Source organism: Mycobacterium sp. URHB0021 (assembly GCF_054057895.1).
In genome coordinates, this window is sequence record NZ_JBSRZT010000002.1 from 478,690 (window position 1) to 500,110 (window position 21,421).

At 66.9% G+C, this 21,421-nt stretch carries 20 protein-coding genes and 1 pseudogene; 17 read left to right on the plus strand and 4 right to left on the minus strand.

The genetic code is table 11. The features are described from left to right. Positions 1-16 precede the first annotated feature (16 nt). Together ACVWWN_RS04425 and ACVWWN_RS04430 are read right to left on the minus strand one after the other, a co-directional pair. Complete coding sequence (locus ACVWWN_RS04425) at positions 17-265, minus strand: hypothetical protein (protein WP_457142805.1); 249 nt, start codon at positions 263-265, stop codon at positions 17-19. Positions 266-428: 163 nt separating this feature from the next. Beyond that, positions 429-854: an EVE domain-containing protein gene (locus tag ACVWWN_RS04430; RefSeq protein WP_457142806.1), complete on the minus strand. Its 426-nt coding sequence runs from the start codon at positions 852-854 to the stop codon at positions 429-431. Between the two features lie 137 nt (positions 855-991). On the opposite strand from ACVWWN_RS04430, the gene ACVWWN_RS04435 reads away from it, so the two are divergent. The 4 genes and pseudogenes from ACVWWN_RS04435 (at position 992) to ACVWWN_RS04450 (ending at position 4,649) form a co-directional block, all read left to right on the plus strand. After that, positions 992-1,747, plus strand: a complete 756-nt coding sequence (locus tag ACVWWN_RS04435) for a hypothetical protein (protein WP_457142807.1) — start codon at positions 992-994, stop codon at positions 1,745-1,747. A gap of 153 nt (positions 1,748-1,900) precedes the next feature. Next, the gene (locus ACVWWN_RS04440; protein ID WP_457142808.1) at positions 1,901-2,080 is read left to right on the plus strand and encodes a hypothetical protein; all 180 of its coding nucleotides are present in this window, start codon (positions 1,901-1,903) and stop codon (positions 2,078-2,080) included. A gap of 120 nt (positions 2,081-2,200) precedes the next feature. Continuing rightward, a complete protein-coding gene (locus ACVWWN_RS04445; RefSeq protein WP_457142809.1) occupies positions 2,201-3,073 on the plus strand; it encodes an SIS domain-containing protein in 873 nt (290 codons plus the stop codon). Positions 3,074-3,084: 11 nt separating this feature from the next. Further along, positions 3,085-4,649: pseudogene (locus ACVWWN_RS04450) on the plus strand (acyl-CoA carboxylase subunit beta). A gap of 632 nt (positions 4,650-5,281) precedes the next feature. Here the strand turns inward: ACVWWN_RS04450 and ACVWWN_RS04455 are convergent. Then, positions 5,282-5,563: a WhiB family transcriptional regulator gene (locus ACVWWN_RS04455; RefSeq protein ID WP_457142810.1), complete on the minus strand. Its 282-nt coding sequence runs from the start codon at positions 5,561-5,563 to the stop codon at positions 5,282-5,284. 365 nt (positions 5,564-5,928) lie between these two features. Here ACVWWN_RS04455 and ACVWWN_RS04460 point away from each other — a divergent pair, with 365 nt between their 5' ends. Then, entirely contained in the window at positions 5,929-6,663 is a 735-nt protein-coding gene (locus ACVWWN_RS04460) for a transcriptional regulator (RefSeq protein ID WP_457142811.1), read from the plus strand. A gap of 13 nt (positions 6,664-6,676) precedes the next feature. Here the strand turns inward: ACVWWN_RS04460 and ACVWWN_RS04465 are convergent, their stop codons facing one another. Further along, positions 6,677-8,173 carry a MinD/ParA family ATP-binding protein gene (locus ACVWWN_RS04465; RefSeq protein ID WP_457142812.1) on the minus strand — a complete coding sequence of 499 codons (1,497 nt, stop codon included), beginning with the start codon at positions 8,171-8,173 and terminating at the stop codon, positions 6,677-6,679. Between the two features lie 442 nt (positions 8,174-8,615). Between ACVWWN_RS04465 and ACVWWN_RS04470 the strand changes: the two genes are divergently transcribed. From ACVWWN_RS04470 to ACVWWN_RS04525, 12 genes are all read left to right on the plus strand, one after another. Further along, positions 8,616-9,869: an EspA/EspE family type VII secretion system effector gene (locus ACVWWN_RS04470; protein WP_457142813.1), complete on the plus strand. Its 1,254-nt coding sequence runs from the start codon at positions 8,616-8,618 to the stop codon at positions 9,867-9,869. Positions 9,870-9,889: 20 nt separating this feature from the next. Continuing rightward, positions 9,890-10,210, plus strand: a complete 321-nt coding sequence (locus tag ACVWWN_RS04475) for an ESX-1 secretion-associated protein (protein ID WP_457142814.1) — start codon at positions 9,890-9,892, stop codon at positions 10,208-10,210. A gap of 2 nt (positions 10,211-10,212) precedes the next feature. Further along, positions 10,213-11,061 (plus strand): ESX secretion-associated protein EspG, encoded by an 849-nt coding sequence (locus tag ACVWWN_RS04480; protein ID WP_457148994.1) that lies wholly within the window; start codon positions 10,213-10,215, stop codon positions 11,059-11,061. 13 nt (positions 11,062-11,074) lie between these two features. Continuing rightward, entirely contained in the window at positions 11,075-11,605 is a 531-nt protein-coding gene (locus tag ACVWWN_RS04485) for a hypothetical protein (protein WP_457142815.1), read from the plus strand. Then, entirely contained in the window at positions 11,598-13,319 is a 1,722-nt protein-coding gene (gene eccA, locus ACVWWN_RS04490) for a type VII secretion AAA-ATPase EccA (protein WP_457142816.1), read from the plus strand. The genes ACVWWN_RS04485 and eccA overlap by 8 nt, the downstream gene beginning before the upstream one ends. A gap of 3 nt (positions 13,320-13,322) precedes the next feature. Beyond that, entirely contained in the window at positions 13,323-14,792 is a 1,470-nt protein-coding gene (gene eccB / locus ACVWWN_RS04495; RefSeq protein WP_457142817.1) for a type VII secretion protein EccB, read from the plus strand. Next, positions 14,789-17,020 carry a type VII secretion protein EccCa gene (eccCa, locus tag ACVWWN_RS04500; RefSeq protein ID WP_457142818.1) on the plus strand — a complete coding sequence of 744 codons (2,232 nt, stop codon included), beginning with the start codon at positions 14,789-14,791 and terminating at the stop codon, positions 17,018-17,020. The genes eccB and eccCa overlap by 4 nt, the downstream gene beginning before the upstream one ends. After that, positions 17,017-18,768 carry a type VII secretion protein EccCb gene (gene eccCb / locus ACVWWN_RS04505; RefSeq protein WP_457142819.1) on the plus strand — a complete coding sequence of 584 codons (1,752 nt, stop codon included), beginning with the start codon at positions 17,017-17,019 and terminating at the stop codon, positions 18,766-18,768. The genes eccCa and eccCb overlap by 4 nt, the downstream gene beginning before the upstream one ends. Before the next feature lie 169 nt (positions 18,769-18,937). After that, positions 18,938-19,231, plus strand: a complete 294-nt coding sequence (locus ACVWWN_RS04510; RefSeq protein WP_457142820.1) for a PE domain-containing protein — start codon at positions 18,938-18,940, stop codon at positions 19,229-19,231. A 33-nt stretch (positions 19,232-19,264) separates the two neighbouring features. Continuing rightward, positions 19,265-20,587 (plus strand): PPE family protein, encoded by a 1,323-nt coding sequence (locus ACVWWN_RS04515; protein WP_457142821.1) that lies wholly within the window; start codon positions 19,265-19,267, stop codon positions 20,585-20,587. 98 nt (positions 20,588-20,685) lie between these two features. Continuing rightward, positions 20,686-21,009 (plus strand): WXG100 family type VII secretion target, encoded by a 324-nt coding sequence (locus ACVWWN_RS04520; protein WP_457142822.1) that lies wholly within the window; start codon positions 20,686-20,688, stop codon positions 21,007-21,009. Positions 21,010-21,040: 31 nt separating this feature from the next. Further along, on the plus strand, positions 21,041-21,331 hold the full coding sequence (locus ACVWWN_RS04525; protein WP_457142823.1) for a WXG100 family type VII secretion target: 291 nt from the start codon (positions 21,041-21,043) through the stop codon (positions 21,329-21,331). Positions 21,332-21,421 lie beyond the last annotated feature (90 nt).

Genomic DNA, 21,421 nt, shown 5'->3' on the forward strand with positions numbered 1-21,421 from the left:
CTGTGCTGCCGTGCGCTCAGTGTGCGTGATGTCCGTGGTGATAGACACCCTTACTCGCGAAGTCGGGATAGAGGCGCGCGAAATGAACTGTGCGAGAAGTGTTTATCTCCACATCTCCGGGCCGCTGGTATCGGACCGCCGGCTGCACCGTGGTGATTCCAGGCAGCGGTGACTCGTCGGCAGCGGCGGCAGGCGCCACACCGAGGGGAATGGTGAGAGCCCCGAACACGACACCTGATATCAGGGCTTTCGATCCGGTCCGCATGACGTAACCTCATTCCCTGGCCGGCAGCGGCCCATCGTGAGTAGCAGCCTTGCGCTGATCGCGGTTCGAGTCATCGCGGTTGGTGCCCAAACCAGGGTGATGCCAGCAGCAAACACCTCATGGGGGATAGCCCGACCGGCGTTCGGGTCGGGCCACCACGGAGTCAACCGCCAGGCGGGTGGGTCATCGCCGAGCGGATGACCTCGAGGTCATGGTCGTCGATCGTGAACACCCCGAAGCGGAACTTGTAGCCCCACCGCGATCTGTCCTCGATGAATTCCAGCTCGTCGAGCAGCGGCCGGATCGGCGTCTCGACGCAATCGAGAAAGTCGACGTTGCGCCGCCACGGCTGGGAGTCGGGCGACACCTCGGCCTGATACGGCTCGTCGTCGGCGACCCGGCCGATCGCGGTGAACGCCTGTAGGGGATCCCCGTCGGGATAGATGGTCTTCGGTGAGTAGAAGACAATCCAGTCGCCGCGGGCCATTCTGCGCAACATGTGGGGCTTGCCGTGGTTGGCCTGGGTGAAGCGGCCCTGTACACCGCGTTCGACGTGGTCACGGCTGACCGTGTTGATCCAGTTCGTCATGTTTGCAGGCTAAGCCGGGCGGCCGACAGAACGACGCGGTCCCGGCAACGCCTGTGGATGAGCTGCCGCGGTGACCGACGAACGGCTCCACGACGACCACGCCGAACTGGTCCGGGCACGGGGAGGTGCGGTGCGAGATGGCTGAGCCGCTAGGCGTGCTCGAGATAGCCGAGGACGCCCGACTGACGATCGTGTCAGCTGCCGGCGCGGCGGCGGTGCCGATGGTCCTTGATGGCGGCCGGTGGCGTAGGGCGCGCCCGGGCGACGGGGTCGCCGAGGCCCTGCTCGACTTTTTGGGCCGGGTCGAGGACTCGACAACGTTGGGAGACTTCACCATCCGATCGTGGACGTCGCTACCCGCCAGGGGCGAACGAGCTGTCGGTGTCGACCAGACCAATGAGTCGGTGATCGTGGGCGACGTCGCGGTGGTCAAGTGGGCGACGCACCTGCAGGAGGGACCCCACCCCGCACCGCTGCGCATCGGTGTCCTTCGCGACGCGGGTTTCCTGGGTATGCCGGCCCCGTGGGGCCTCGTCACGTGGCATCCGCCGGGCGGCCCCGAGACCCTGGTCGCCGGGGTCGACGAGTTCATCGCCGACGCGGTCGACGGATGGACCTGGGCAGTCGACTTGATCACCGAAGCGGCACTGTCGCGGTCCTACGTCGCACTGGACGCGGCCACCGCGGACGTCGGCGAATTGGTGGCCGGCATGCACGCCGGACTGTCGGGCACCGCCACGCTCGCCACCGCCGACGACGCCGTGCGATGGCGTGACGATGCGTTCGACGTTGCTGGAAACCGCCTGCAGTTGCGGCGATTCGGTGAGCGCCGAGCTCATCACCGCGCGTCGCCCGGAGATCGAGGCGATACTGAGCACGCTGGCCGTCCTTGACGGTGCTCGCGTCATCGCGGGTCACGGCGACTTACACGTGGGACAGGTGCTGCGCGGCGCCGGACGCCTCGTGGTGACCGACTTCGACGGCAATCCTGTGCTGCCCGCGACCCAACGCGCGCGGCCGATCCCGGCGGTGTTGACGTGGCCGGCATGGCGCAGTCACTGGCGCATGCCGCGATCGTCGCTCTGAAGTACACCGACCTCGATCCCGAACCGCTTGCCGAAGCCAGTGCTCGCGCCCAAGCCGCGTTCGTGGGCGCCTACGCTGAGCGGATGGACGCACTCGGCTGCGGCGAGCTATACGACGCAGACCCGTTGGCGGCATTTTAACTTCAGCAGGTGGTGCGCGAGATCATCTACGCGGCAAGGCATCTCCCGGAGTGGACATACGTACCCGACGCGGCGTTGCCTGCGCTGCTCGATGCGGCGAAACGACCGTGAAGCGCGATAGTGCCATCCGACGTTGAGCGCGTCGTGTTGCTGGGCATGGGGTCCTCGGCGTACGCCGCCGGCACGGCCGCGGCCCGCATGCGGGCCCGGGGCGTTGTCGCCGTGTCGGAGCTGGCCTCGTCACGGCAGTTGCCGTCGTGGGGTCCGGGCACGCTCGTGGTGGCGACCTCGGCCGGCGGCGGTTCGGTGGAAACCCTCGATGCCCTGACGCGAATGCCTGCCGGCGTGCGCACGGTGGCGCTCACCAACACCGCGGATTCGGCCATTACGCAACGCTGTGACGCGGTCGTCACCCTCGACGCACAGCTCGAGGTGGGCGGGGTGGCCTGCCGCAGCTACCAGCACACACTGGTGATGCTGATCGCCCTCGAACGGCACCTGACCGGCGCGGGCACCTCGTCGCTGGCTGTGGCGGTCGCCACCGCCGCCGACGCGACCGAACATCTGATCGGCACCGAATCCGATTGGCTTCCTGAGGTTTCCGAACTTCTCCTGGGCCCGTCCGGCACCCATCTGGCCGCACCCGCACACCGATTTTGTTCAGCCCAACAGGGCGCCCTGATGCTGCGGGAGGGGCCCCGCCTGCCTGCAGTCGGCTGCGAGACCGGCGACTGGAGTCATGTCGACGTCTACCTCACCAAAACCACCGAATACCGGCTGCTGGTCTTCGCGGGTTCGGCGTGGGAGCCGCAGCTCGCCGAGTGGACGAGCGCACGGGACACCATCGTGGTGGGGGTCGGCGCGCCCGTTCCCGGCGCGCGCTATGAACTGCGCTATCCGGGTGACACCGACGACGACGTCCGGTTACTCACCGAGATCCTGGTGCCCGAACTCGTCGCCGCAAGGGCGTGGCACGCCGGGCTGAGTGGATAACATCGGACGCCATGCCCGACGAGCCGCTCCGCGACGACCACGCCGCACTGCTCCGGAGGCGCGCGCTCACCGAAGACGCCGCACGTCGGGACGCGGTCGAACGACGGCACGCCGCACACGGGCGCACGGCGCGCGAGAACATCGCCGATCTGATCGATCCGGGCACGTTCGTCGAGTACGGGCGCTTCCCGATCGCCGCAAAGCGGTTCCGGCGTGACCATGCCGATCTGATCGCGCGCACACCGGCCGACGGACTGGTGGCCGGGACGCGCGCATCAACGGTGACCTGTTCGGCCGCGAACGCAGTACGTGCGTGGTGCTGTCCTACGACTACACCGTGCTGGCCGGCACCCAGGGCGCACTCGGCCACGGCAAGAAGGATCGGCTCTTCGAACTGATCGACCGGATGTGCCTGCCGACCGTGTTCTTCGCCGAGGGCGGCGGCGGGCGGCCGGGCGACACCGACTATCCCGCGGTCTCCGCCCTTGACGCGCGCGCGTTCAAGCTGTGGGCGGCGTTGTCGGGGCTCGTGCCGCGGATCGCGATCGTCAAGGGCCGCTGCTTCCCCGGCAATGCCGTCATCGCCGGGTGCTCCGACCTCATCGTGGCCACCGAGGATGCGTCGATCGGTATGGGCGGCCCGGCGATGATCGCCGGTGGCGGGCTGGGTGACGTTCATCCCGACGATGTCGGGCCCATCGCGGTGCAGGCGCCCAACGGCGTGGTGGACGTCGTAGTCGCCGACGAGGCGCAGGCCGTCGCCACCACCAAGAGGCTGCTCGCGTACTTCCAGGGACCGATCGCGCCGGGCCAGGCCATCGACCAAACACGCTTGCGCACAATGGTTCGCGAGCGCCCGGCGCGCCTACGACGTCACGCCGGTCATCGAGACGCTCGCCGACGACGGGTCGGTGACGTTGCTGCGCCCGCGTTTCGCCCGCGAGATGGTGACAGCGCTGTCGCGGATCGAGGGCAGGGCGGTCGGCGTGATCGCCAACGACACGCGGTTCACCGCCGGTGCGATCACCGCCGCCGCAGCCGACAAGGCCGCCCGGTTCCTGCAACTCTGCGACGCGTTCGGGTTGCCGGTGGTCTCGTAGGTGGACTGTCCGGGCTACATGGTGGGCCCCGCGGCGGAGGCCGAGGGTCTGGTGCGCCGCGCGTCGCGCATGCTGGTCGCCGGGGCCGCGCGGGCGCCCCACTGGTGGCGGTCGTGCTGCGCCGCGGGTACGGCCTGGGGGCGCAGGCGATGGTCGGCGGGAGCCTGCACGAGCCGGTGCTCACGGTGGCCTGGCCAGGTGCGCACCTGGGCCCGATGGGTCTCGAGGGCGCGGTGCGCCTCGGGCTGCGCAAACAACTGGCGGCGATCGCCGATGACGGTGAGCGCGAGGAGCGTGTCCGTCAGGCGACGGCCGCCGCGCAGGAGAATGCCAAGGCGCTCAACGCCGCTCAGCTGTTCGAGATCGACGACGTGATCGACCCGGCCGACACGCGCGGCCTCATCGCCGCCACGCTGGCCGCCGCCACGGCCGCCGCACCGCAGTGCTCACCCATGCGGTTCGTCGATACCTGGTGAGCGCCCTGCGAGGCAAAGTTGGGGACGGTGCCGCCATGACGCCTCTCGGCGAGTGGTCGCACGAAGCGACGGTTCTGGTTTGGGGCCCGGGGCATGAACGGCACCGTCGCATCATCTAACTGTGTGCCCCGGCGCGATATTCCACCGCGGCGGAACCGTGGCGGTGACGATCGGGATGCCAGGAACCGTCTGCGGGGACAGGCGGCGTCCTCAGCCATGCTCCTGCAACTACCCATATTTTCGCTGGTGGATCACCGCTCGCCAGCGCTAGCCGCTGGTTAGCACGAGAGACATCGACATACGGCGGAGTCACCGCCCTTGAGTTGGAGCGACGTGCGCATGAGCGAGTTGCTGCCGACAGGTACCGTGACGCTGCAATTCCCCGCGACTGGAAGAGCTTTCGCCATCACCCAGTCCCAGTAGTTCCGTTGTGAGGGTGGCAAGGTCATCGAGCTTTGGGGAAGTCAGGACGATTTCGGTCAGGCGAAGCAACTCGGCTGGCTGCCCCCGACGCCCGCCTACCTCGTTCGGATGGCGTGGGCCAAGCGCCGAGCCAAACACCGCTGACCCTGCGACACCCGCTCGCCGCCGACCCCTCCAAGCAGCGGCGAGCGGGCAGTCGATCAGGCCAATTACGCGTAGAGCCTGCGGCCTCTGATGGGGAATCCGTTGCGTTCGGCGAGCGATCGCAGCTGCCGCAGCGCAAACGTTCGCCCACGGCCACCTTCGGGGATGACGATCCCCGCCCACAATCCTTCGGCGCGCGGTAGCTCGCAGGCGTCCCTGGCGCACATCCATCGCCGGGGGCATTCCCGACAGATCATCTTGGCCTCTTTGTCGGCCCGTGTCGTCCATCGTTCCGGGTCCCGGGTGCACGCACCGACCGGCGTCTCGTCCAATGGCACTGGGTTCATCACTCTCGCTCCTCTGCATGCTGTGCGTCTCTGCACCGCGATGGCGTAAAGCTAACCGAAAAACCGTAGCGATGCAACGGTTACCGCTATGGGACAGCCGGGCGTGCGAGGTAGGCCGCGCTCTCGCGAAGTTTCGTCGCTCGCCGGCGCGAGTACGTGAACAGGGGATTCGCGAGCTTTGTCCGGCGGATGGCGAGCACAAATATCACACCGGAAACGTAGCGAGGATGCGGGCGATCGTTACCGACAGGTGTAGCGTTGAGATGGATTGTTGATCGCAACCCGGTGCCGAGGCGTAGCGATGTCACCGCGCTGGTTACTCTTGCGGCGCCGGTCCGCCAACCATTGCTGAGGATTCGCCGCACATGACCAACGCCGAGTCGGCCGATGAGGCGACTGACGCGCTGGAGCACGGAATGGTGCGCGCGGGGGCCGCGGCCGCCGCGCGTCGGCGGGAACTAGACATCAGCCAGCGCAGCCTGGCCGCCGACGGGATCATCAATGCCGGAGCGCTGATCGCGTTCGAGAAAGGCCGAAGCTGGCCGCGTGAGCGCACACGGGCAAAGCTCGAGGAGGTCTTGCGCTGGCCGCCCGGCGCGATCGCTAGGCTGCGCCGGGGCGAGCCCGTCGCCCCTCGTGGGGACGTGCCCGGAGAGCCGTCGGGCGGCGAAGAGGTGCCGCTGATCGCCCAGGCCGTGGTGACGGCAGTGAACACATTCGGTTTGGCGATCGACGCCCTGCCGGTCGCCGACGACCCGGAGTTCACCCCGCGGGTGACGGCGATCCTGGCCGATCTACGGCAGCTCGAAGCCGTCGCGGCGCGGGCTGCGCGAATCGGCCGGGTGACCCCGCCGTTGATCAAGGCGCTGAGCACTGTGCGCAGCCGCTATGACGAACTCATGATGCGCGCGGCAGCGGCGCCGGGTGCCACCCTCGGTCAACGGCTCTACGCCGTACGTCGCGGCGCCAGCCTCACGATTGGCGAAACCGCGCAAGCCGCAGGGGTTTCCGAGGACACCATTGTGGCGGCGGAGGCCGACGATCCCGTGCCCGCCGAGTCGGTCCGTTCGATCGAGGCGCTGGTCGCTCAGCTCGATTGAGCGTGTCCCTGCGTCAGAAACGCTCCCGCGATCGGTCGTCTTTTGTCGGGAAGTAATCGGCGAGCGCCGCGGCGATCTCGACGAAACGTCTCCGTGCGGAGGGCGACATTTCGCGCGTGCCGTCGATGACACCGCCGGGGCGCAGGTGACCGTCGAACGGCACCTCGATGACGACCTGACCCTGGCTGGCGAACTGCTGCGCCAGAATCGATCGAGTTCTCTTGTCCGCGTGGCCATCCGAGTCGTTGAGGACAATGATGGTCCGCTGCAACAGACTGGTCAGGCCGCGGGCGGCCAGCCAATCCATCGTCTGACCGGCAGCGGCCGCCCCGTCGACCCACGGCGAGGAGACCACCACCAGAGCGTCGAGGTCGCGCAGTACCTCCTGGGTGACCGGGGTGTCCATGGTGGAACTGCAGTCGATGATCGAGATCGTGAAGTAGCGGTCCAGTCGCGAGGTGGCTTCCCGATAGATCGCCGGGTCCAGCACGCGGCGCCGGGCCGGAGTCGCCTCGCCCGCAAGCACGAACAGCCCGGCGGAGTTGTTGCCGACGCGTCCGCGCACATCCGCGAACGTCTCGAGATGTGGATCCTGCGCAAGCTCCCAGTACGAGCCCTGGGCCTTCGGGTCGACGCGGCTGCCCAGCTTGCCGAACGCGGTGTCGGCGTCGATGGCCACCACGCGATCGTCCTGGCGCAGCTCGGCGAACACCGATCCGATGCTGGCCGAGACGGTCGTCTTGCCGACGCCACCCTTGCCCATCACGCCGACCTTGTAGTGCCCGCGCAGACCGGCCCTGATCTTCGCCTCAAGTTCGAGTTGGCGAAGCTCGTCGGGCGACTGGCCGAGATTGACGAGTCCGAACGTGGCCTTGTAGACGGCGAGGCGCCAGCCGCGCCCGGGCGGGTTTTTGCGGGCGGGCACCAGGTCGTCGGTCCGGATGCGATCGGCGTACGAGCCGGCGGGCGTGGGGGCCGGGGCGCTGCGCTTGTCCGGACCGAAGCCGGGGCTCCACTGCTGGGTGGGTGGGCCGCTGTACTGCTGTTGACCTTGGCTCGGCGGAGCCGGCGGCCGTGGGGGGCGGGGGGGCGGCCAGTTGGCAGGCGGATTCCAGGTCCCGGCGTCGGGGCGATTGGCGGTCGGCACCGGGCCCGTGTCGCGAGGCGACCCGGGCGGGGGGCCGTAGCGGGCCGGCGGCTGACGGAAACTGCCGCCTGGCCGCTCGGGCTCCTGGACCGGCGGCGGGCCGTCGTCAGGAGGTGGCGGGGGAGGTATCGGAGGCGCCATCGGCGGAGGCGGGAGCGGCGGCGCGTCCTCGTGAGCCTGGTAAGCCTCATGACCGAGGGCGTCGTCGGGGTCCGGCTCGACGAAGTCGATCGGTGGTCTTGAGGGCACCGGAGGCGCGGGGCGAGCGGTGGATTCCGGCTCGGCGGGTGCCGGTTCGTAGTCCGAATCCTGTGGGCCCGTCCACCCGAGCTCTCTCCGCAATGCGTCATCGCGGTCGGTCACTGCGTTTCTCCTCCGAAGTCATGCGAGTGGGTGTATCGGCCGCCTTCCAGTATCAACTACAGCGCCTGCGTCATTACGCCGCCGATGATCAGCAAATCCAGTAACCATGGCGCGCTGCTATTCGTTTCGCCCGATCCAAGCCGATAGTCAGTCGACGACGGCGGCCTGCGGCAGCGGGCCCCGGTCGCCGGCGGTTTGCCATGCGGCCAGCGGCCTACGATGGTGACGCCGCTGTGCGCGAGTGTAGAGGCGTTCGCTGAGCATGGCAGCGACGGCGGATGGCACTGCGTCGACAAGCGAAGAATTCCATTCGCTACACTGGCGCCAGATTGCTGGAGGGACGGTTTCACGAGATTCTGTATGGATTGTCCGCCCCACAAATTAATGTCCTGGAGGTAGTTCCTCCGCTGGTACGCTCGCTTGCGGCGAAGGGGTTTGAGGTATGAGTGCGTTCCGGGGCGTCGAGGGTCTCGGCAAATTACTGCGCGACCTCCGGCGCGGTGCGGGCGACGTCGTCGACGGCGTGATCCCGCACCAGATGTCGGCGGCCGACCTTTTCCGCGAGGCCGTCGGCTCCGAGGTCATCGAGGCCGGCCAACTGCTGATCCGCGGCATGCGGGATACCACGGGGTATGGGGAGCCGGAAGTCGGCGAGCGGTTCGGTCGGGGGTGGCGCCGGTTCAACGGGGCCACCGAAACACTGTCGTCGGCGATGCCCGGCGACTGGGAGGGCGCGGGCGCCGACGCGTACGCGACCGCAAACCGGCAGCAGGCGGGCCGCACCAACACGGTCGCGCTCCTGGACCGGAGCGTGCAGACGGTGCTCGCGCGAGAGGCCTACCAAGTCACCTACCACCGCGACAAGATGGATGACCAATCGAATCACCTGGCCGACCTCAGCTGGGTAACCTTCGCCCTGGAATTCGCCGGACCGTCGGGCAGGGCGATCAAATACGCGATCGAACTCGCCGCCGTCCAAGCGGCCCTGAGCATCTGCAGTGTTGAGCTCAACGAACTATCGCGGGAGACGGGCGAGAACGCCGCTCAACTCTGGCAAGCGGTGCAGTTGTACACCGAGGCCGCCGACGGTGCGCCATCCGCGGACGACACCGATTTGTTCACTCCGCTGCCGCCACCACCGCCGGACGACGACCCTGTCCGACGACCAAGCGATCGAACCGAGCGGGCACCCACCGACGTGACCGGCACCGGTGGATACGTCGTGCCACCGCGCGCCAACCTCGGCGCACCGGGCGCCCTGAGTGGAAATCCAGCGGGAATCGAGGCCGCACCTTCGTCTTGCGCGCCACCGCTGTCCGCGCCTGCAGCTGCGGCGGCGCCACCGGCGCCACCGTTCACGCCACCCCCGACGTCCGATTCGGCACTCGGCCTGCTCGCCTCGATGCTCGCGCCGCTCGGTGCGTTACTGGCAGGTGGTCAGTCTCAGCCCGCCGCACCCGCGACGACCGGCCAATCGGCCACCACGCCGACCGCTGCGCCGAATACGGATAACGACCGTCGAGACGGCGAGAACCCTCGCACGAAGGAACTCAAACACGACAGCGAATCCGGCGACGAGCCCAAGCCGGAAGCGACGGCCGACGAAGACGTCGTCGGCGGGCTGGTGCCCGTCGAGGACAACCGTGACGCCGGACGGCCGTCCGTGCCGCCGGCAGCTACGAGACCGCAGGATTAGCGAACAGGAGACGACGGTTCATGTCCGGCGACACATTGCGCGTCACGACGGCCCACCTACGAGACCTGGCCGTCCAACAACAGAAGGCGGCAACCGAGATCAGGGGGGCCACCCACGTGATCGAGGGCGTCGACACGGCGGTTCGGATATCGCACGGGGTGATCGCATGGTCCACGGCAGCGGCGGTGGAGGCCATCCAGAACGCCCGCCAAGGCTCCGCCGATGCCATGGCGGAGGCGTCCGAAGGAATGCGGGACAGACTCTTCGACGCAGCGACGCGATACGACCAGGTCGACGGAGCGATGGGTGTTCGACTCGATTCGGTCATGCCGCCGCGATGATCATGGTCAATCCACAAGCCACCGACCGCGAGCCGACCCACTACGACGACGTCGTCGGTGTCGAGCTGACGATCGACGGGATGCTGGTGATCGCCGATCGGCTAGAACTGATCGATTTCCCCCTGTCCCTCGGCATCCGGCCGAACATTCCCAACGTCGAGTTGCGCGACAAGGTGTGGGACCAGGTCGGCCGTGACCTCACGGCACAAGGTGTGCTCGACGGGTTCGGGCGGCCCCATCCCGAGGTGGCCGCCATGGTGAACACGCTCAGCCGTCCCGATCGCACGCTCGAGTGCCGGTGGTGGCGCCGTGACGTCGATGGCAAAATGCTGCGCTTCGTGGTGTGCCGTAAAGGGCAGCGCCATGTCGTGGCCGCCCGCGACGAAGAGATGCTGGTCCTGCAGCGGGTGGCACCCCAGGTGGGCGTGGCCGGAATGTTGACCGTGGTGCTCGGGCCGGCCGCACCCGCGAATGTCGAACCACTGACGGCTATCTCGAGCTCGCTGGCGGGCTGCAGGACCCCCGACCAGCTAGCGCGACACGGCATATCCGCTGCATCGGCGCGGATCTACTCAGAGATGATCGGCAATCCCAGTAGCTGGGTGGAGATCATCGCGAACGAACGTCACCCCGGCGGGACGTGCTCACGAACCGACGTCGGGGCCGGAGTACTCGACTCCGACCACGGCCGGATCGTGTCGATACCGAGGCGGGTGGGCGGTGAGCTCTACGGAAGCTTTCTTCCCGGCAGCCCTGAGAACCTCGAGCGCGCCGTGGACGGACTGACCGAGTTTCTTCCGTCCGGCAAGTGGTTCGACCAAACAGATGCGGGCACCGCTCATTTCGACTGAGAAAGGCGACACGGTGGACGGCACTCCGCCAGACAAATCCGAAGATCGGGACCACGATGACCTCGCGGCGCTCGACTTCTCACCCCGACAGGGCGAGTCCGAAACTGTGGACCTCGCCGTGCTCGGTGAGTACGTTGCGGCCGAGGAATCGGATGCTGTCCACGACAACGGCCTGGCGGACGCCTTCGTGCAGTCCGCGGACGACGAAGTCATGCCTCTGTTCTCGGTGACCAACCCGCCCGGCACGGTGACGGTCACGACGATGATGGACGGCCGAGTGCAACAGATCGACCTGTCGCCGAAGGCGACGACGATGACCGAAACGCACCTCGCAGAGGAGATCGTCGTCGTCGCGCGTCTGGCCACCCAGGATGCCAGGTCCGCCCAGTACTCTTTCATCCTCGAGGGCATGCGCGCGCAGGGCCATGACAACGTTGCGACACGGGACTTCCTGCGACGCGACCTCGATCTGCCGTCGCCCGAGGACGCCGAGGCCACGCGAGCGGAGGTCTTCGCGACCCGGTACGCAGGTGGCCATGACTGACCACCTCTCGAACTTGTTCGGCACGGCGATCGGGATGCTGCCCAGCGCTCCCGCCCGCTCGCTGGAACTCTTCACCGAGATCACCAACTTCGATGAAACCGCCTGCGACGCCTGGGTCGGCAGGATCCGGTGCGGGGACACCGATCGGGTGACGCTGTTCCGGGCCTGGTACTCCCGCACCAACTTCGGTCAACTCGCCGGCGCCGCCGAAATCGCGATGAACAGCCTGAGCGCCCGGATCCCGATCGGCGGCCAGTACGGCGACATCACCTATCCCGTCAATTCGCCGCTGGCCATCACGATGGGGTTCGCGGTCAACGAAGCCGTCGAACGAAACTACGTCGACGCGATGGAGGCGCTGGACGACATTCCGTCCGCCGGAGCCGAGCACCTGGTGTCATGGGTCAGGACGGTGATCTACGGTGCGGCCGAACGCTGGACGGACGTGATCGATGAGGTCCGCGGTGCCGGGGCATGGCCCGACAAGTTCTTGGCGGCAGCCGCCGGTGTGGCGCATGGCGTTGCAGCGGCCAACCTGGGGCTGTTCACCGAGGCGGACCGGCGGCTGACCGAGTCGAATTCGTCTCCGGCAGGGCAGGCCTGCGCCCCGGCGATTGCCTGGTATCTGGCCATGACGCGGCGTAGCCAGGGTAACGAGGACGCCGCCGTCGCCTTACTCGAATGGCTTCAGGCCACCCATCCCGAACCCAAAGTCGCAGCGGCCCTGAAGGACCCCGCATACCGAATGAGCACGACAACTGCGGAGAAGATCTCCGCACGCAAGGATCCGTGGGATCCGTCGAGCGTTGTTGCGGACACCTCAGGACGCGAGAAGCTGCTCGCCGACGCGCAGGCGGAACTCGACCGTCAGATCGGATTGAGCCGGGTCAAGGACCAGATCGAGCGCTACCGCGCCGCCACCCAGATGGCGAAAGTCCGTGCAGCCCGGGGGATGAAGGTTGCCCAGGCGTCCAAGCACATGATCTTCACCGGGCCGCCGGGAACGGGTAAGACGACGATCGCCCGGGTGGTGGCCAACATCCTGGCCGGCCTGGGTGTCATTGCTGAGCCGAAACTCGTTGAGACATCGCGGAAGGATTTCGTTGCCGAGTACGAGGGTCAGTCGGCGGTGAAGACCGCGCGCGCGGTGGATCGTGCGATGGGCGGGGTGCTGTTCGTCGACGAGGCCTATTCGCTGGTGCAGGAGCGCGACGGCCGCGCCGATCCCTTCGGAACCGAGGCGCTCGACACGCTCCTGGCGCGGATGGAGAACGACCGCGACCGATTGGTGGTGATCATCGCCGGATACGGCTCCGACATCGACCGCCTGCTCGAGACCAACGACGGGCTACGGTCCCGCTTCTCGACCCGCATCGAGTTCGACGCGTACTCACCGGACGAGATCGTGGACATCGCGGAAGTTATTGCGGCCGGGAATGATTCGTCCTTGAGCGACGAGGCCGCCAAGAGCGTGTTGGATGCCGCGACGCTGCTGAGCCAGCGCACGATCAACGGTAAACCGGCGCTGGACGTGGCGGGCAACGGGCGCTACGCACGGCAGCTGGTGGAAGCCGGCGAGCAGAGTCGCGACATGCGGCTGGCCCGGTCGCTGGACTTCGACAGCCTGGGCGTCGACCAGCTCAGCGAGATCCACGGTGAGGACATGGCGGCGGCGATCAGCGCCGTCCACGGACGCTTGGGCATCAGCGGGTAAGCGATGGCAGGATTTCGACTCACCACCAAGGTTCAGGTCAGCGGCTGGCGGTTTCTACTGCGCCGGGTCGAGCACGCGATCGTGCGCCGGGACACGCGGATGTTCGACGATCCGCTGCAGTTCTACAGCCGGGCCGTCTTCGCCGGCATCGTCGTCGCGGTATTGGTCTGCCTGGGTGCAGCATTGCTCGCCTATTTCAAGCCGCTCGGAAAGCGCAGCGGTGATTCACTTCTGGTGGATCGCACCACAAACCAGCTCTATGTCGTCTTGCCGAACGGCGGACAGTTGCGGCCGGTCTACAACCTGACGTCGGCGCGACTGGTTCTCGGCGGCGCAGACAATCCGACCGCCGTCAAATCCGATGAGCTGAACCGGATGCCGAAGGGACAGCCGATCGGTATTCCCGGAGCCCCGTACGCAACGCCGGTCTCGGGCGCCGGAGACTCGATGTGGACGCTGTGTGACAACGTCACCCGGCCTGAAAGCGTCGCGCCCACGGTCGAGACCTCGGTGGTGGTGCTGCCCCTGGTGACCGACGCCGCGGTGGGTGCCATGCGGCCTGACCAGGCGATGCTGGTTGCCTATCAAGGCAATGACTGGCTCGTCACGAGCGAGGGCCGGCACGCCATCGACCTGGCCGACCGGGCCGTCACATCCGCCGTCGGAATACCAGTGACCGCACGGGCCACTCCCATCTCCGAGGGTTTGTTCAACGCGCTGCCCAATGTGGGCCCGTGGCATCTGCCGCCCGTTCCCGCCGCGGGCGGGCCCAATGCCGTTGGCTTGGCGCCGAATCTGGTGATCGGATCGGTGTTCGAGGTGGTCACCGACGACGGCGAGCAGCCCTACGTGGTGCTGCCCGACGGCGTTGCCAAGGTCAACGACACGACGGCGGCGGCGCTGCGGGCCTCGAACTCGTTCGGGCTGGTTGCCCCACCATCGGTGGAGGCCAGCACGGTGGCCAGGATTGCCGAACAGGTCTATGTGTCGCCGCTGCCCGAGAAGCCACTGGACGTTCTGCTGCGCCATGACGCGCCCACCCTGTGCTGGGCGTGGGAGCGAGAACCCGGTGACCAGGCCCCGAGGACCACCGTGATCGCGGGACGCCGGTTGCCCATCGCGGCGTCTTCGCTGTCGACGGGGATCAAGCAGATCGGCGGCAACGCAACGGTTTACCTCGACGGCGGTCAGTACATCAGGCTGCAGTCGCCGGATCCGCGCTACGGCGAAAGCCTCTACTACATCGACCCGCAGGGTGTGCGCTATGGCGTGCCGAACGAAGAGATCGCAGGCAATCTCGGGCTGACCGCGCCCAAGACCGCACCGTGGCAGGTGGTCAGTCTGCTGGTCGACGGCCCGGTGCTGTCGAAGGAGGCAGCACTGGTGGAGCACGACACTCTGCCCGCCGACCCGAACCCCAGAAAGATTCAAGCCGGAAACACACAACCGGCGCTGGCGGGAGGCGGCGGATGACCACCAGGAAGTTCACCCCGATCATCAAGCGGGGCCCGCGCTTGACTCCAGGTGAGATCAACGTGACTCCGCCCGACGACCTGGGAATCGACATCCCGCCGTCGGCCATGCAGAAGGCCCTGCCATGGGTGATGGGCGGCTGCATGGTGGGCATGGTCGCCATCATGATCTTCACCGGCATCCGCCAACTGTCGCCGTACATGCTGATGATGCCGCTGATGATGGTCATGGCGGCCACCGGAATGATGGTCGGCGGCGGATCGGGTGTAAAGCGGGTGCCCGAGATCAACGCCGACCGCAAGGAGTATCTGAGGTACCTCGCGGGTCTGCGGACCCGCGTGACCTCTTCGGCGGCAGCGCAGGTCACCTTCTTCAACTACCACGCGCCGCACCCCGAGGACCTGCTGTCGCTGATCGGGACCAACCGACAATGGTCACGGCCGACGAACGCCGACTTCTACGCGGCCACGCGAATCGGCATCGGTGCCGAACCGGCCGTCGACCGGTTGCTGAAGCCGGCGGTCGGTGGCGAACTCACGGGACCACAGGGGGCGCCGCAGCCACACCTCGAGCCCGTGAGCCACATGTGGTTGACCAAGTTCCTGCGAACCCACGGTCTGATCCATGATTGTCCGAAGTTGCTGCAACTCAGGACGTTTCCGACGATTGCCGTCGGTGGTGACCCGGATGGCGCCGCCGGGTTGTTGACCGCAATGATCTGCCACCTGGCGGTGTTCCATCCGCCGGACCTGCTGCAGCTACGGGTGCTCACCGACAACCCGGACGATCCGCACTGGGCGTGGCTGAAATGGTTGCCGCACGTTCAACACCAGAGCGACACCGACTACGCGGGCCCTACCCGAATGGTGTTGACCCGGCCCGACGGACTGTCCGATCTGACCGCCCGCGGCCCGCACTCACCCGATGCGGCGCCGGGCGGACCGTATGTCGTCGTCATCGATCTGACCGGCGGCAAGGCCGGCTTCCCGGTGGATGGCCGGGCCGGCGTCACGGTGATCACGCTCGGTAACCACCGGGGCTCTGCCTACCGGCTTCGGGTCGACGCGGACGGCAGCGCCGATGATCGGTTGCCCAACCAGAACTCCCGCCTGGTGGCGACCACGGTCGACCGGATGACGCCCGAACACGCGTCGCGAATCGCGCGCAAGCTGGCCGGATGGTCCATCACCGGCACGATCATCGACAGGAACACCCGGGTGCAGAAGAAGGTCGCCACCGAATGGCACCAGATCGTGGGTGCGCAGACGATCGAGGAAGTCACGCCGAATAGGTGGCGCATGTTCGCCGACTCCGACAGGGACCGGCTGCGAATCCCGTTCGGCCACGAGCTCAAGACCGGCGAGATCATGTACCTGGACATCAAGGAAGGCGCCGAGTTCGGCGCCGGGCCCCACGGGATGCTGATCGGCACCACGGGTTCCGGAAAGTCGGAATTTCTCCGGACGCTGATCCTCTCGCTCGCTGCCACCCATCACCCCGACCAGGTCAATCTGCTGCTCACCGACTTCAAGGGCGGTTCGACCTTCCTCGGCATGGAAAAGCTGCCGCACACCGCGGCCGTTGTCACGAACATGGAGGAAGAAGCCGAACTCGTCAGCCGCATGGGCGAAGTGCTGACCGGTGAGCTTGACCGCAGGCAGTCCATTCTCCGCCAGGCCGGCATGCAGGTCGGTGCGGCCGGCGCACTGTCCGGTGTGGCCGAATACGAGAAGCACCGCGAACGCGGCGCCGAACTAGGGCCACTGCCAACGCTGTTCGTCGTGGTCGACGAATTCGCCGAGCTCTTGCAGAATCACCCGGACTTCATCGCCCTGTTCGACCGCATCTGCCGCGTGGGCCGATCGCTGAGGGTGCACCTGCTGCTGGCCACCCAGTCGCTGAACACCGGCGGTGCGCGCATCGACAAGCTGGAGCCCAACCTCACCTATCGCATCGCATTGCGAACCACCAGCTCGGCCGAGTCCAAGGCCGTCATCGGGACACCCGAGGCGCAGTACATCTCGAACAAGGAGAGCGGAACCGGGTTCCTGCGGGTCGGGATGGAAGACCCGGTCAAGTTCCACAGCGTGTATACCGGCGAAAACTTTATGCCGGCAGCGCAACTCGACGTCGATGGCAACGGCGAAGTCCGCCCACAGGGACCGCGCCGGCTGCGCATCCATCAGTTCACGGCCGCGCCGGTGACCGATACGGCGGTGACGCCATGACCACCGACACCGGCCGGCGGATACTGCGGGAGGTCGTCCTCGACCAACTGACGACCGGCGAGACCCGTGCATATCGGATGTGGCTGCCACCGTTGGCAGCGCCGGCGCCGGTCGACGAACTGGTCGAGTCGGACGATCAGCGACAGTCTTTGCGTTTCGGGCTGGGCGTGATGGACGAACCGCGTCGCCACCGCCAGGGTGTGTGGGGCATCGACGTGGCCGGCGCCAGCGGCAATATCGCCGTCGGTGGAGCCCCGCAGACCGGGAAGTCGACGTTTCTGCAGACGCTGATCCTGTCGGCCGCCGCGACGCACAGCCCGCGACAAGTCCAGTTCTACTGCGTCGATCTCGGTGGCGGTGGGTTGATGTACGTCGAGGACCTGCCCCACGTGGGTGGGGTAGCCACCCGCGCCGAGCCGGACAGAGTCCACCGTGTGGTTGCGGAGGTGAAAGCCGTTCTACGGCAACGAGAGGTGGTGTTCAAGCAATACCGGGTCGGGTCGGTGGCGACCTATCGGCAGATGCGCGACGACCCGAACCATCCGGTGTCAGCGGATCCCTTCGGCGACGTGTTCCTCGTCATCGACGGCTGGCCGGCGTTCACCTCCGAATTCCCCGACCTGGAGCCGGTCGTGCAGGACATCGCCGGCCAGGGCCTGGCCTACGGGGTGCACACGGTGATCGCGACTCCGCGCTGGACGGAATTGCGCGCGCGGGTCAGGGATTACCTCGGCATCAAGGTGGAGTTCCGTCTCGGGGATGTCAACGAGACGCAGATCGACCGGATCGCCCGCGAGGTACCCGCTAATCGCCCCGGCCGGGCGGTGTCGATGGAGCGTCACCATTTGATGGTCGGCGTTCCGCGTCTCGACGGCGTGCGGAGTGCCGAGAACCTCGGACCGGCGCTGACGTCGGCGGTCCAACAGATCTCGGTGCGTCACACCGAGCAGGCCCCACGGGTGCGGATACTGCCCGAGCGCATCTACCTGCGTGAGCTCGATCCGCAGCCGTCGGGACCCGAAACGGATTACCGGACACGGTGGACGATTCCGGTCGGCATTCGCGAGTCTGACCTGACGGTGGCCGTCAACCCCATGCACACCACGCCGCATCAGCTGATCTTCGGGGCGCCGAAGTCGGGAAAGACCCGGATCGCGCACGCGGTCGCGCAGGCGATCTGTGCTCGGAACAGTCCCGACCAGGTGCGGTTCATGCTGGCGGACTACCGCTCTGGTCTGCTCGACGCCGTACCCGAATCCCATTTGGTCGGGGCAGCCGCGATCAATCGAAACCATGCGAGTCTGGAGGAGGCGATGCAGGCCCTCGCGGTCTTCCTGAAGAAGCGACTGCCACCGGCCGACCTGACCGCTGCGCAACTGAGGTCGCGGTCCTGGTGGACCGGGCCCGACATCGTGCTGCTGGTCGACGACTGGCACATGGTGGTCGCCGCAGGCGGGATGGGGCTGCCCACCATGCCGCTGGCGCCCTTGCTTCCCGCGGCCGCCGACATCGGCCTGCACCTCATCGTCACGTGCCAGATGAGCCAGGCGCACCGGGCGTCCATGGACAAGTTCGTCGGCACCGCCTACGGCGCGGGGACGCCGACGATGTTCCTGTCCGGCGAGAAGGCCGATTTCCCGGCCAGGGAGATCCTGGTCAAAAGAAGGCCACCAGGGCAGGCATTCTTCGTCACCCCGGACGGCAGAGAGGTGATCCAGGCGGCGTACGTCGATCCGCCCGAGGAATAGGTGGCAGAAGCACACCTCGCACCGGGTTAGGATCGAAGGGCACACAGCAACGTCTAGTATTTAAGTCAGCAAATCGATCGGGGAATCACTTGGGTAGGATCGAGCGATGGCTACCGGGTGTTCACGGCGGCATCAGCACTGATTTCGACAAATCTGGGAGAAACGGCGAATGGATCATCTGAGTCACAACGAAGGCGTCATCGGCGTCGGAGGACAGGTCACCGCAAATGGACTGCGGGGATTCGCGGCCGGAACAACTGCGGCGGTCGCGGCGACGCCGGAAGCACCCGCAGGTGTTGAAGAAGTGTCGGCCCACGCCATGGCCGCGTTCACGGCAGAGAATGCGCAGGCAACGGCGCTGAACGCGGTAGCGCAGGAAGAAATCGCCCGCCTAGGTGCACATTTCATCGAGATCACGAACACCTACACCACTACCGATGGCGCCAATGCGGCGGGCCTTTAGCAGCATCGGGTCCGCACCGGAGACCGTTGAGACATGGCGACAATTCCCTTTTTCATCCCCCCGATCTGGGGTGCGATGCCACCCGAGGTCAACACCTCACGGTTGACGACCGGAGCTGGCGCAGCGCCCATGCTCCAGACCGCCGCGGGGTGGGAGACGCTCGCCATCGAACTCGAGACGCAGGCCGACGAGTTGATGGCGAGCGTGAACGCGATTCAGGGGCTGTGGACCGGAACCGCGGCGGAGAGTGCGGTCACAGCAACGATCCCGATGATTCTGTGGCTACGCATGCTATCGCTGCAGGCACTCAAGCGGGCGGCGCAGGCCGGCGCGCAGGCGACCAGTTACACAACCGCCGCGATGACCACGCCGCAGATGTTCGAGATCGAGCTCAACCACGTCACCCATGCGGTCCTCGAATCCACGAACTTCATGGAGATCAACCGGCTTCCCATCACGCTGACCGAACTCGACTACCAACGGATGTGGGATCTCGCTGCGGAGGTGATGGGCGTATACGAGGGCCATACGGCGGTCAACGCCACGTTTGAACCGATCAGCCCGCCGAAGCCGGTCGTCGTCCCAGGCATGGTCGAGAGCGCCCAGGCCTTCGGCATGAGTTCGGGTGCGATGAGGGCGCCCGCCGCCATGGCTCGCAACGCGACGTTCACGAAGGTCAGCGGAGAGGCCACGGTGCAGACCGTCGGGGTCACCGCCGGCGGGGCTGCGGCCGCCGCATCCCACCCCGGCATCCTCGCCGAGGATGACGCCAAACACGCGAGCACACTTGGTCAGCCGCAGGACCAGATGATGCAGCAGGGCATGCAACAAGGGGTCTCCATGGCGACGCAACTCGCCTCCTCGGTCGGTCAGATGCCCCAGCAGGCGATGCAGGGGGTCTCGCAGCCCTTCCAACAGTTGACCCAGCCGCTACAGCAGATGACATCAATCTTCAGTGGAATGGGCGGCGACAAGGGCGCGCAGGTCGGCCTGATGGGCGCTCCACCGTTCTCGAACCACCCCGCGATCGGAGGGTCCGGTGCCGGGGTGGGTGCGGGCCTGGTCCGCGCGGCATCGCTGCCGGGTGCCGGCGGCTCGTCGGCACGCACTCCCTTGATGGCGAGCCTCGTCCGCGGCCCCGCAGAACCGGCGATGTCACCGGTGTCGGTGGCCGCCGGTGCCGGCGCGGCTTCCGGCGCTGCAGGACTGGCGCCCGTGGGTGCCGGCGGCGCGGGTGGGACAGGACCGATCGGAACGATGGGCCGCGGCGCCAAGAGCGGCGGATCGAAGCCGGGGCTGCTGGCCCCCGCTCCGCTGGTGCACGACCTCGACGAAGACGATGAGGACGACTGGTAATCGGTCAGCCGAACTTGCCGACCGCACCTCGGTCGGAAGGCTCGCCGCTCCCTGCGGCGGGAAGTACTAGGGGATCAGAAGAGAGTAGGTGAGTCAGTATGGGACAACCGTTGACGACTGAAGCCGAGGCGATGTTCTCGTCGGCGGCTAACTTCGACACGATTGCAACGCAGCTGACGACGGCGATGAACAATGTCGGTAACTCCGCCGCCGCCTTGGCCACGCAGTTGCACAGCGAGCAGGCCGGCATGGCAGCACAGCGGGCGCTGACGCAGTACGAGGAGGCCGCACGCAAGCAGACGCAGCTTCTTTCGGACATCTCGCACAACATTCAGCAAGGTGGCCATCAGTACGTGACGGCTGACATCGACGGCAGTGACGGCATCAACCAGGTCGCCGCGAACTTGGTGCCCGGGCACTAGTCACAAGTAGAGAACCGAAGGGAAGAGAAACATGCCAATGGAATATGACTTCATGGGTATCGAGGGTTCCTCGGGTGACATTGCGGCCCAGGCGCAATACATACGCAGCACCCTCGAGGAAGGCGAGGGCGCCATCAAGAACCTCGCGGGCATATGGGAGGGCGATGCGTCCATATCGTGGCAGGAGGCTCACAATCAGTGGCAGCAAAACTCCAACGAGATGAACGAAGCCCTGCACAATCTGTCGGCCGCCATCGGCGATGCCGGCCACACAATGGCCCAGACGAACAAGATGGTGGGCAACTCGTTCACCAGCGGCTAGAAACGGGCGGCGGTGAGGTGGGCGATCAGGTGCTCGCATCTTCTCGCCCACCTCGAGCCGCGGCTGCACACAACAGATGATGAGAGGTAC